The organism is Pseudomonas germanica, from assembly GCF_019614655.1.
Classification (GTDB): Bacteria; Pseudomonadota; Gammaproteobacteria; order Pseudomonadales; family Pseudomonadaceae; genus Aquipseudomonas; species Aquipseudomonas neuropathica.
In genome coordinates, this window is sequence record NZ_CP071586.1 from 516,886 (window position 1) to 528,976 (window position 12,091).

Sequence of the window (12,091 nt, forward strand, 5' to 3'; positions counted from 1 at the left end):
CGCTCCCACAATGGATCTCGGCTGGACATAAATTTTACGTACACAGGAAATCCCTGTGGGAGCGAGCCTGCTCGCGATAGGGCCACCTCGGTGTTCTTTAGAGCATAGCCAATCCAGCCCCCACCATATTCATCAGGTGCTTTCGCGCTCGATGACCTGGCATTGCAGCAGGTTCAGCCGTTGCACCTCGTCGCTCGGCAACACGCCAAGACTTTCCAATACGCGTGTTGCGGCCAGTACGCCGATCTCCAGCGCCGGTGGTTTGATCGTGCTCAGGCTCGGCAAAAGCATCTCGGCGAACGGGTAATCGCCGAAGCCAAGAACGGCACAGTCTTCGGGGATTTTGAAACCGGCGCGTTGCCCGGCGAGCAGGCCGCCGGCGGCGAGGTTGTCGTTGGCGAAAATGATTGCGTCGGGGCGCGGTGAGGCATTCATCAGCGCATCCATCGCCTGTTTGCCGGCCTCGAATGGCGCACGATCAGCGTCAGGGGCGTAGACCCAAGGATCCAGGCCGGATTTACGCAAGGTCGCCGCGTAACCATCGCGGCGTTCCAGGGCGCTGAAGTCCCCCGGCGCACTGTTCTGCACGAAGGCGATACGTTGGTAGCCTTTTTCCAGCAGATATCTGGCGGCTGTCACGCCCACCTCGAAATGCGAAAAACCGATCTGCATCGGCTCACGCGCCGGCTGGTAATCCCACGTCTCGATCACCGGAACATCCGCCTCGGCGATCATCTTTTCCGTGCCCGCACTGTGAAAGTGACTGGTCAGCACCAGCGCCGCCGGCGACCAGCCGAGAAACGCACGCACGGCGTTTTCTTCTTGTTCAGTGCTGAAGTAACTCGACGCCAGCAACAGCTGATAGCCATAACGACTGAGCGTATCGCTGAAGCCTTGAATGGTATTGGCGAAGATCGGCCCGGAGATATTCGGGATCACCATGCCGACGATTTTCCCCCGCGCCGAGGCCAGCCCGCCGGCCACCAGATTCGGCACGTAACCCAACTCGGCCACCACCGCCGCAATCCGCTCGCGACGCTCGGGCGAAACCTGCTCAGGCTGGTTGAAATAGCGTGACACGGTGATCGCCGAAACCCCGGCCTCACGCGCCACGGCATTCAGCGTTACACGTCCGGCGCCACGGCGTTTGCGGGGTTTTTCTTCGCTCAAGGTTCGATCCTTCTTAAAAACCAAATCGCATATAAAAGTAATTTTTCAGTATTGGACGCTCTATGTGCGGCTTGCCAATACTGTCGATGGTAGCGCTAACAAGGCGCGCTGTCTGCTACTCGCTCGAGCGAATGCCCAAGACACCGATTCAGGCGCTGTCGTCGCAGAACGGCAGCGGTTAAGGGCCAATTTCGAGCGAGCAAACATGCACAACATTCCTGGGGCGACAAACAAACTGGCGCAATCGATCCGCGCCGCTGGTTGGTTATTTACGGGGTTGGCGGCGCTGCCGTTGCCCAACGCATTCGCTACCGAGAGCAGTGATCAGGAGCCGACACTCAAATCCGTGACCGTCACCGCCACGCGCCGCGAAGAATCGCTGCAAAAGGTGCCGGTCGCGGTCTCGGTGATCGACGGCGAACAACTTGAGCGCGACAACCGCAACGGCGTGGCGAGTATCGTGCAGCAAGTGCCGTCGCTGAATTTCCGCACCGGCGCATCGAACAAGGACACCTCGTTGTTCGTGCGCGGCGTCGGTACGATTTCCACCTCGCCGGGCGTCGAGCCGACCGTGGCGACGGTAATCGATGGTGTGGTCTACGCGCGTCCCGGCCAATCCACTCTCGACTTGCTGGATCTGGAGCGTGTCGAAGTGCTGCGCGGCCCGCAAGGTACGCTGTTCGGCAAGAACGCCTCGGCCGGTGTACTCAACATCACCAGCAAGGCGCCAACCGCCGAGACCCACGGTTACATCGATCAGTCGTACTACAGCGGCAACGAAAGTCGCACACGATTCGGCATCGGCGGCAGCCTGATTCCGGACACGTTGAAAGGCTCGATCAGCACGCTATTCGGGACCTACGATGGCAACGTCGACAACCAGCACAATGGCCAGGAGGTCAACGGTTACAACCATCGTGGCGTGCGCGGCAAACTCGAATTCACCCCGAATGACGACGTCACCTTCACCTTGATCGCCGACTACATGCAGTCCCACGACGACGGTCCAAACGGCGTGGTCAGCAAGTCGCTGACCCCGGCCTTCGCCAACGCGCTGAGTCCGGTCAATGCAAGCAGCCACAACCGCGACATCAACACCGACACCCGCTCACACGTTGAGGACACCAACAAAGGTCTGTCCGGCCAGCTCGACTGGCAACTGGGCGATTACACCCTGACGTCGATCACCGCGTGGCGCGGTTGGGACAATACGCAGTATCAGGATGGCGACCGGCTCGGCACAGTGACCGCAGCGTTTCCCGGGACCGCGGACAAGGGCGATCTGGCCTTCGATCAATACTCGCAGGAGCTGCGCCTGGCTTCGCCGAAGGGCGAGTTCCTCGAATACGTCGGCGGCCTGTTCTACATGCACGGCAAGGACGACGAGACCTATCAGCGCACGCTCACAACGACCACACGCACCGATCGCGGCGTCGCTGATTACAGCACCACCAGCGACAGCTACGCAGCGTTCGGCGAGGCCACCCTGAACTTCACGTCCGCCTTTCGCGGCATCGCCGGCCTGCGCTACACCCACGATGATCTCGAATACGATCATCGCCGCGTCTCGACCTCGGCAACCACCGTCAGCGGCATTCAACCGGCGACCAGCAGCTCCGGTTCAGTGGATGAAGACGGCTGGTCCGGTCGCCTCGGTGTGCAGTACGACTTGAGCGATGCGGTCACCACTTACCTGACCTACTCGCGCGGCTACAAAGGCCCGGCCTACAACGTGTTCTTCAATATGCAGCCGCGTGATACCGAAGCGCTGAAACCGGAAACCTCCAACACCTGGGAAGCGGGGATCAAAGCGACGAGCTGGAACAATCGCCTGACCACCAACCTCGCGGTGTTCCACAGCGAGTACGACAACTATCAGGCGAACTTCTTTGACACCGTCGCCGGCCAGGTTGTGACGCGTTTGATCAACGCTGGCAGCGTCAGCACCGAAGGTGTCGAACTCGATTACGCCTTGCAGGCGACCCAGCAATTGAAACTGTCCGGCGCACTGGCCTATACCCGCGCGCGCATCGACGAATTCGCCTGCCCGGCGGGCGCGGCGGCGTCGTGCAACGTCAACGGCAAACCGCTGCCGTTCAGTCCTGACTGGAAAAGCTACGTGCGCGCCGACTACAGCATCCCGCTGGATAACGGTCTGGATATCGAACTGGGTACCGATTACAGCTGGCAGAGCGAAGTGCAGTACGACATCAGCCAGAACCCCGACACCAAACAAGGTGCTTACGGCCTGTGGAACGCCAGTGTCGCGCTGGCCGACTACAGCAACGGCTGGCGCATCGCGTTGCTCGGCAAGAACCTCACCGACAAATCCTATTCGCCGTTGCTTGCCAGCGGCGGCAATTACATCTATCGCGCTGTGCCACGGGATGACGAGCGCTACTTCGGCGTGCAACTGCGCAAGGATTTCTGAGATGAGCAGACAGTTGAAACTCGGCGCATTCCTCATGGCCACCGGGCACCACGTGGCGGCGTGGCGTCATCCGGATGTGCCGGCGAATGCGGGTCTGGATTTCGCCCATTACAAACGTCTGGCGCAGATTGCCGAGGCGGCAAAATTCGATGCGTTGTTTGTCGCCGACAGCGTCGCCGCGCCAACTCAGGACATCGCCAGCCGCATTGCGCGTTCCGATCACTTTGAGCCGCTGACGTTGCTCTCTGCCCTGAGTGCGGTGACCGAGCGCATCGGCCTGATCGCCACGGCGACCACCAGTTACAACGAGCCGTATCATGTGGCGCGCAAATTCGCTTCGCTCGATCACCTTTCCGGTGGGCGTGCGGGGTGGAATCTGGTGACGTCGGACAATGCTGCCGAAGCGCTGAATTTCGGGCGAGACGAACATATCGGTCACGCCGAGCGCTACAGCCGCGCTCGTGAATTTCATCAGGTCGTGACCGGACTTTGGGACAGTTGGGAGGACGATGCCTTCATTCGCGACAAGGCCAGTGGCGAGTATTACAACCCTGCGAAATTGCATGTGCTGGATCACGCAGGTGAGCACTTCCGGGTCAAAGGCCCGCTGAACCTCGCGCGTTCGCCGCAAGGGCACCCGGTGATTGTTCAGGCCGGTTCTTCCGAGACTGGGCGTGAATTGGCGGCGCAGACCGCTGAGGTGGTGTTCACCGCGCAGACCTCTCTGGCCAACGCTCAGGCGTTCTACGCCGACCTCAAAGCACGTTTGCCCAAGTACGGTCGCAGCGCCGATTCGCTGAAAGTCATGCCCGGGGTTTTTGTCGTGGTCGGCGGCACCGAAGCCGAAGCACAGGAAAAATGTGAAACGTTTCAGCAATTAGTCGAACCCGAGGTTGGCGTTGCCTTGCTTGGGCGTATGCTGGGTAACTTCGATTTGTCGAAGTACCCGCTGGACGGGCCGTTGCCGGAGTTGCCGCTGACGGAAAGCGGTCAGCAGAGCCGGCAGAAATTGCTCACTGAGCTGGCGGGGCGCGAGAACCTGAGCCTTGCCGATCTGGGGCGCAAGATTGCGGGCGGGCGCGGGCATTACAGCCTGGTCGGTACGCCGGAGCAGATCGCTGATCGCTTGCAGGAATGGTTCGAACAGGGCGCGGCGGACGGTTTCAATGTGCTGGTGCCGCACTTGCCCGGCGGGCTCGAGGACTTCGCCAATGGCGTGGTCCCGGAACTGCAACGGCGCGGGCTGTTCAGAACCGAGTATGAAGGCCGGACGTTGCGCCAGAACCTGGGTCTGGCCCGACCCGGCAATCGATTTGTGTAACACCCTTCGCGAGCAAGCTCGCTCCCACAGGGAAATGCATTCCAATGTGGGAGCTAGCCTGCTAGCGATGAAGTCGACACCCATTTCAAGACAGACAAGAGAGGATTCGATGACTTACACCGCTGCCGAAAACCGCTATGACTCCATCCCTTACCGCCGCGTCGGCCGCAGCGGTCTGGTGCTGCCGGCGCTGTCGCTGGGCCTGTGGCACAACTTCGGCGACAGCACGCCGATCGACACCCAGCGTGCCTTACTGCGCACCGCGTTCGACTTGGGGATCAACCACTTCGACCTGGCCAACAACTATGGCCCGCCGTACGGCAGCGCCGAGATCAATTTCGGCCGCCTGCTGCGCGAAGATTTCAAGCAGTATCGTGATGAGCTGATCATCTCCAGCAAGGCCGGTTGGGACATGTGGCCCGGCCCTTACGGCCAGGGCGGCGGCTCGCGCAAATATGTGCTGGCCAGCCTCGACCAGAGCCTGCAGCGCCTCGGTCTGGACTATGTGGATATCTTCTATTCGCACCGTTTCGACCCGGATACCCCGCTGGAAGAAACCGCCAGCGCCCTCGCCACTGCCGTGCAACAGGGCAAGGCGTTGTACATCGGTATCTCGTCGTATTCCGGGGTGAAAACCCGTGAAATGGCGGCGCTGTTGAACGAGTGGAAAGTGCCGCTGCTGATTCATCAACCAGCGTACAACCTGCTCAATCGTTGGGTGGAAAAGGATCTGCTGGATACCACCGATGAACTCGGTACTGGCGTGATTGCTTTCACTCCACTGGCGCAAGGTCTGCTCACCGACAAATACCTCAACGGCGTGCCGGCGGATGCGCGGGTCAATCGTCCGGGCGGTGGTTCGTTGCAGGCTTCGCATCTGTCCGAGGCCAACATCGCTCATGTGCGGGCGTTGAATGAAATTGCCAAGCGTCGTGGTCAGAGTCTGGCGCAACTGGCACTGGCGTGGACGTTGCGGGATTCACGGGTGACCTCGGCGCTGATTGGTGCGAGCCGGCCGGAGCAGATTATCGAGAACGTCGGGGCGTTGAAGAATTTGAGCTTCAGTGCTGAGGAGCTGGCGGAGATTGACCGGTTTGCCCAAGAGGGCGGGATCAATCTTTGGGAGAAGCCTTCGACGGCGGAGTGAGTCACCCTCACCCCAGCCCTCCCGAAACGTCGGACCGCCCAGAGGGAGAGGGGGCCGACCGAGGTGTCTGTAGCCATACATCGACCTGAAAAACCGAGTCGACTATGGATTCAGCAAAGCAATATCAGGTCGGCGTACCTCTAAAACATCCCCCCTTTCAGTTCCCTCTCCCTCCGGGAGAGGGTTAGGGTGAGGGGCTTTTGGCTGTTAAAACGGCTCAACGAAAAAACGGCACATCCCCCAACACCGTCGCCCGCTGCATCACCCGCCGCGCCGGCCGATAATCATCCACCGCGTAATGCTGAGTCACGCGGTTATCCCAGAACGCAATGTCGTCCTGCTGCCAACGCCAGCGAATGGTGAATTCCGGCCGCGTCGCATGGGCGAACAGAAACTTCAGAATCGCCTCGCTCTCGGTTTCCGACAGCTCATTGATCTTCGACGTGAAGCCTTCATTGACGAACAACGAACGCCGCCCGCTGACCGGATGCGTACGGATCACCGGGTGCGACAGCGGTGGATTCTTGCGCCGTGCCTCTTCCCACTGCGCCAACGCTTCAGGCGTATTGCCATAGCGCTCCAGTGGAAACGAGCGAGTGAAATCGTGGGTCGCGGTCAGCCCTTCGAGCAAGGCTTTCATTGACGCCGACAGCGCTTCGTACGCAGCAATCCCGCTGGCCCACAGCGTGTCGCCACCGAACTCCGGCAGCAACTTGGCGCTGAGCACCGCGCCCATCGCCGGCGTCGGCAGGAAGGTCACGTCGGTGTGCCAGATCGCGTTGTCACGCACGTCGGTGACGGCGGTGTCGAGGATCAACACTTCCGGTTGTTCCGGCACGTTCGGGTAGATCGGGTGAATGTGCAGATCACCGAAGTACGCGGCGAAACGCGCTTGTTGTGGCGGTTCGATTGGCTGTTTGCGGAAGAACAACACTTGATACTTGAGCAGCGCTTGTTCGATGGCGTCGCGGTGTTCCAGGCTCAGCGGCTGACTGATGTCGACGCCGCTGATCTGCGCGCCGAGGGCCGAGCTTAATGGGGTGATGTTGAGGCTGCTCATGGTCTTTCTCTTCGAATTCGAGTGTCATGCTTTTGTGGGAGCGAGCCTGCTCGCGAATGCGGAGTGTCAGGCGACAGTGCAGTGACTGATCCGACGCTTTCGCGAGCAGGCTCGCTCCCACAGGGGAAGTTTCACAAGGCGATTTAGTGGGCCTGGCCGTGCCACGGCACCAGTTTGCGTTGCAGGGCGCGCAGGCCTATTTCCATGGCGAAGGCGATCAGGGCGATAACCAGAATCCCCAGCACCACCACATCGGTGACCAGGAATTGCGCGGCCGACTGCACCATGAAGCCCAAGCCACTGGTGGCTGCGATTAATTCAGCGGCGACCAACGTCGACCAACCAACCCCCAGACCAATGCGCACGCCAGTCAAAATATCCGGTAACGCGCTCGGCAAAATTACATGACGAATCAGCTGCAAACGCGTCGCGCCCAGCGACTGCGCAGCACGCAATTTCGCCGGATCAACCGTGCGCACACCGGTCGCGGTGGCAATGGCAATCGGCGCGAAAATCGCCAGATAGATCAGCAGCACTTTCGACAACTCACCGATGCCGCACCAGATCACGATCAGCGGCAAATAGGCCAGCGGTGGGATAGGGCGGTAGAACTCGATCAGCGGATCGAGCACGCCACGGGCGATGCGATTGGCCCCGATGGCAATGCCCACCGGCACGGCGGTCAGGATCGCAAAACCGAGGCCCAGACCGATGCGGCTCAGGCTGGCGCCCAAGTGCTGCCACAACGTCGAATCCATGTAACCAGTAGTCGCCAGCAACCAGCCTTTTTGCAGCACGGCGGACGGTGGCGGCAGGAACAGCGGCTCGATCAATCCAGTGGCTGTTACGGCCCACCAGATTGCCAACAACGCGAACAGCGTCAGCAGGCTGATCCAGCGCGTGCTGAGGCTGCGGCGTACGGGAATCGCCACGGATGGTTTCGCGGGTTTTACCGCAGCCGAGGAAACGTCGTAACTGCTCATGCGCGCTCCTGCCGTTGTGCGGCGCTGCGTTGCGAGAACACTTTGCTCAGCACGTGTTCACGGGTTTCGATAAAACGCGGATCGGATTTGATCGCACGGGCGGACTCGCCAGTGGCGTAACGCTGACCGAAATCCAGGTGCAGACGCTCAACGATCTGCCCCGGATTCGGCGCGAGCAGAATCAGGTCAGTGGCGAGGAACACCGCTTCTTCAATGTCGTGGGTAATCAGGAAAACCGGTTTGGCCGTGCGCTGCCAGACTTGCAGCAACAGCTCCTGCATCTGTTCGCGAGTGAACGCGTCGAGGGCACCGAAAGGCTCGTCCATCAGCAACACGCGCGGATCAGCGGCGAGCGCGCGGGCGAGGCCGACACGTTGCTTCTGGCCACCGGAGAGTTGCCAGATGCGGCGACTTTCGAACCCTGAGAGATCAACCAGCGCGAGCATTTCACGGGCGATTTTTTCGCGCTTGTCCTTGGCGATACCGGCCAGCTCCAGACCGAATGCAACGTTGGCCAACACGTCCTGCCAAGGCAGCAAAGCGTCGTCCTGGAACACCACGCCACGTTCGGCGCTCGGGCCTTTGACCGGCACACCGTCGAGGGTGATGCGCCCGGCGCTCGGCTCGACGAAACCGGCAATCAGGTTCAACAGCGAAGTCTTGCCACTGCCGGACGGGCCGAGGGCCACCAGCAATTGCTGAGGCCCCAGGGTCAGAGAAATATCCGCCAGCACCGGTGTCGGGCTGCCCGGGTACTGTGCGCTGATGCGCTCCAGCTGTAGCAAGGCCATCGCAGTTAACTCCCGGTCAGTTGGTGATGTATTTGGCGCTGACGTACGGCGCGTAGTCCGGCAGAACCGCTTCGACCTTGCCCTGCTCCTTGAGGAACGCGGCGGTGTCGGTGATGGCTTTGGTGGTCGGCGCGCCTAGGGTGACGACTTGATCAGCCGCCAGCGGGTAGACGTTGCCTTGCAGCAGCAGCGGAATGTCGCTGGCCTTGGCGCCGGAGAGTTTCACCAGTTTGTCGACGTTGGACTGATTGGCGAGCCAGGCTTTCGGGTCTTTGCGGTAGTCGGCGTAGGCGTCGAGGGTGACCTTGGCGAACGCGGTGACGATTTCCGGGTGCTTCTCGGCGAAGTCTTTGCGCACGATCCACGCATCGAACGTCGGCGCGCCAAACTTGGCCAGTTCGCCGGAGGTGATCAGCACTTTGCCGTTTTCCTTGGCGACACCGAGTGCCGGATCCCACACGTAGGTGGCGTCGATGTCACCGCGTTTCCACGCGGCAATGATCGCTGGCGGGGCGAGGTTGAGCACGGTGACTTTCGACGGATCAATGTTCCAGTGCTTCAGCGCCGCGAGCAGGCTGTAGTGACCGGTGGATACGAACGGCACGGCGATTTTTTTGCCGATCAGGTCTTGCGGGGTCTTGATCCCGGAACCGTCGCGAGCGACCAGTGCTTCGGCGGCGCCGATCTGGGTGGCGATTAGGAAGGTTTCGACCGGGACTTTGCGCGTGATCGCGGCGGTCAGCGGGCTCGAACCGAGGTAGCCGATCTGCACGTCACCGGAGGCGATGGCGGCGATGATGTCGGCGCCGTTGTCGAACTTGCGCCAGGCGATGTCGGCTTTGGTGGCTTTTTCGTAGGCGCCGTCGGCCTGGGCGACTTTCGCCGGGTCAACGGTGGTTTGGTAGGCGACGGTAAGGTCGGCGGCCTGGGCCAGAAAACTCGCGGCAGCCAGAGAGGCCGCGGCCAGCAGGCGAAGCGGGAAATTCAGTTTCATTGAACAGCTCCATATCAGGCGACCGAGCGTCGGCGTGAAAGGAGACTAAATGATCTAAGAATCAGTAAATAAATAACTTTTTAGAATGAGCTTATGAGCGGAAAAATCTAAGGCTTGGTGGGATTGGGGGGGTAGATCGTTCCCACGCTCTGCGTGGGAATGCAGCCGGTGACGCTCCGCGTCACCTGGACGCAGAGCGTCCCTTGAGGCGTTACCACGCGGAGCGTGGGAACGATCAGAATTGTGGATATTTCGGATCTTGCGTTCGACGTTAGATCTTTGCCCCCTCACCCCAGCCCTCTCCCCCAAGGGGGCGAGGGGGAAAGGGAGCCGATCTTTGTGCTTTTCAAGGCCTGAGTTCGGCTCGGTATTTCACGTCAGCGTACTTCGCACCAACAACCCGGTCAGTCCCCTCTCCCTCCGGGAGAGGGTTAGGGGGAGGGGCTCTTCAGTTGCTGATCGCCAAAATACTCGCCTGATACGACCCGACGAATACGTCGAAATCACCGACTTCGTTCTGCTCCAGCTCAGCCTGCGCTGCCAGAGAAGTACGCGCCAGCTCCTCAAACTTCGCCTGCTCATCCGCCGCCAAAGGCTCGCTACGGAAAAACTCGGCATGGACCTGGCTCTGACGTAGCGAAAACTGCGCAAAGCTTTCCTTGTGCTCCGCCATCGCCGCCAACACTTGCGCGGATGGCGTAAGGGACGGATCGCTGACCTTGGCCAGTTGAGCATCCAGCGCCTTGCTGTGCGCATCGCCGCCATGGCTCTGATCCAGCAGCGCCGCCAGCGGGGCGATTTGCTCCAGCAGTTCTGCCGCCCAGGTCTTCATCTCGACCGGTTCACCGTCACGCTGCAATTGCAGGCCTGGACGACGACCTTCCTTGACCACGCTGAGGAAGTTCGACGTCGCATTGCCGCACGAGGTGTTGGTCAGCAACGGGCTGTCGTTCAGCGCGCAGTACAGCAGGAACGCGTCGAGGAAGCGCGACTCGGTGAGGTCGATGCCCATCGGCAGGAACGGGTTGATGTCCAGGCAACGCACTTCAACGTACTGAATGCCACGGGCCACCAGCGCCTGAATCGGCCGCTCGCCGGTATAGGTCACGCGTTTCGGGCGGATGTTGGAGTAGTACTCGTTTTCGATCTGCAGGATGTTGGTGTTGAGCTGCACCCACTCACCATCCTGGTGCGTGCCGACTTCAACGTACGGCGCGTACGGCGTGGCCACGGCTTTGCGCAGGCTGTCGGTGTAGCTCGCCAGATCGTTGTAGCAAGGCGTCAGACCGGCCTGGGCGTTGCTCTGGTAACCAAGGTCGCTCATGCGCAGGCTGGTCGCGTACGGCAGATACAGCGTGTCTGGATCGAGCTGTTCCAACTGATGCGAACGGCCACGCAGGAAACCGGCGTCCAGCGCTGGCGAAGCACCGAACAGGTACATCAGGAGCCAGCTGTAACGACGGAAATTACGGATCAGTGCGATGTAGGAAAACGACTGGTAATCGCGATCGGTGCCGACAAAACCTTCGGTTTCGCGCAGCAGTGGCCAGAGCTTTTCCGGCAGGGAGAAATTGTAGTGAATCCCGGCGATGCACTGCATGGTCTTGCCGTACCGCAGGGCCAGGCCCTTGCGGTAGACGTACTTGAGCTGACCGATGTTGGAGGTGCCGTAGTAGGCGATCGGGATGTCTTCCTCGGCCGGCAACGGGCACGGCATCGATGGACTCCACAGGTACTCGTTGCCGAGCTTGCTGTAGGCAAAGCGGTGAATCTTGTCCAGGCTCGCCAACGTGTCGGCCGGATCCGGCAGAGCGGGCGTGATGAATTCCAGCAGCGACTCGGAGTAGTCGGTGGTGATTTGTTCGTTGGTCAGCGCGGAACCCAAGGCTTCGGGGTGCGGCGTTTGCGCCAGGCGACCTTCGCTGGTCACGCGCAGGCATTCACGTTCGATACCGTGCAGGCACTGCTCGAGCAGAGAGAGGTTAGCGCGCTCGCCGAGCAGAGCCAGGCGGCGGTTGAGAAGTTCGCTCAATTTGGATTCCTTCACGCGTCAGTCGCCCCAATATGGGGGTGGGCAAGACGGTCTACAAGGGTGAAGTTGAAACTGGCGTTTTCGCCTGGTTTTTCTAGCCGGTCAGCCGCACACATACCTGTAGGAGCTGCCGCAGGCTGCGATCTTTTGATCTTGCTATTG

Annotated in this window: 9 protein-coding genes; 3 read left to right on the forward strand and 6 right to left on the reverse strand. The window is 60.6% G+C overall.

The window, feature by feature from the left end; translation table 11 throughout:
* Positions 1 to 132 precede the first annotated feature (132 nt).
* On the reverse strand, positions 133 to 1,170 hold the full coding sequence (locus tag J0G10_RS02260; RefSeq protein ID WP_095047092.1) for a LacI family DNA-binding transcriptional regulator: 1,038 nt from the start codon (positions 1,168 to 1,170) through the stop codon (positions 133 to 135).
* A 205-nt stretch (positions 1,171 to 1,375) separates the two neighbouring features.
* Between J0G10_RS02260 and J0G10_RS02265 the strand changes: the two genes are divergently transcribed.
* The 3 genes from J0G10_RS02265 (at position 1,376) to mgrA (ending at position 6,069) form a co-directional block, all read left to right on the forward strand.
* Positions 1,376 to 3,601 (forward strand): TonB-dependent receptor, encoded by a 2,226-nt coding sequence (locus tag J0G10_RS02265; protein WP_220557303.1) that lies wholly within the window; start codon positions 1,376 to 1,378, stop codon positions 3,599 to 3,601.
* A 1-nt stretch (position 3,602) separates the two neighbouring features.
* A complete protein-coding gene (locus tag J0G10_RS02270) occupies positions 3,603 to 4,922 on the forward strand; it encodes an LLM class flavin-dependent oxidoreductase (RefSeq protein ID WP_220557305.1) in 1,320 nt (439 codons plus the stop codon).
* Between the two features lie 109 nt (positions 4,923 to 5,031).
* Positions 5,032 to 6,069: an L-glyceraldehyde 3-phosphate reductase gene (gene mgrA / locus J0G10_RS02275; protein ID WP_095125272.1), complete on the forward strand. Its 1,038-nt coding sequence runs from the start codon at positions 5,032 to 5,034 to the stop codon at positions 6,067 to 6,069.
* Between the two features lie 217 nt (positions 6,070 to 6,286).
* On the opposite strand, the gene tauD is transcribed toward mgrA, so the two are convergent.
* The 5 genes from tauD to gshA all read right to left on the reverse strand — a co-directional run bounded on the left by tauD (position 6,287) and on the right by gshA (position 11,929).
* A complete protein-coding gene (gene tauD, locus J0G10_RS02280) occupies positions 6,287 to 7,129 on the reverse strand; it encodes a taurine dioxygenase (protein ID WP_095047096.1) in 843 nt (280 codons plus the stop codon).
* A gap of 143 nt (positions 7,130 to 7,272) precedes the next feature.
* Positions 7,273 to 8,112 (reverse strand): taurine ABC transporter permease TauC, encoded by an 840-nt coding sequence (tauC, locus tag J0G10_RS02285; protein WP_220557307.1) that lies wholly within the window; start codon positions 8,110 to 8,112, stop codon positions 7,273 to 7,275.
* The gene (gene tauB / locus J0G10_RS02290; protein WP_095125274.1) at positions 8,109 to 8,903 is read right to left on the reverse strand and encodes a taurine ABC transporter ATP-binding subunit; all 795 of its coding nucleotides are present in this window, start codon (positions 8,901 to 8,903) and stop codon (positions 8,109 to 8,111) included. Before tauB ends, tauC begins: the two co-directional genes overlap by 4 nt.
* Before the next feature lie 16 nt (positions 8,904 to 8,919).
* Positions 8,920 to 9,897: a taurine ABC transporter substrate-binding protein gene (gene tauA / locus J0G10_RS02295; RefSeq protein WP_095125275.1), complete on the reverse strand. Its 978-nt coding sequence runs from the start codon at positions 9,895 to 9,897 to the stop codon at positions 8,920 to 8,922.
* A gap of 448 nt (positions 9,898 to 10,345) precedes the next feature.
* Positions 10,346 to 11,929, reverse strand: a complete 1,584-nt coding sequence (gshA, locus tag J0G10_RS02300) for a glutamate--cysteine ligase (protein ID WP_095125276.1) — start codon at positions 11,927 to 11,929, stop codon at positions 10,346 to 10,348.
* Positions 11,930 to 12,091: the final 162 nt, after the last annotated feature.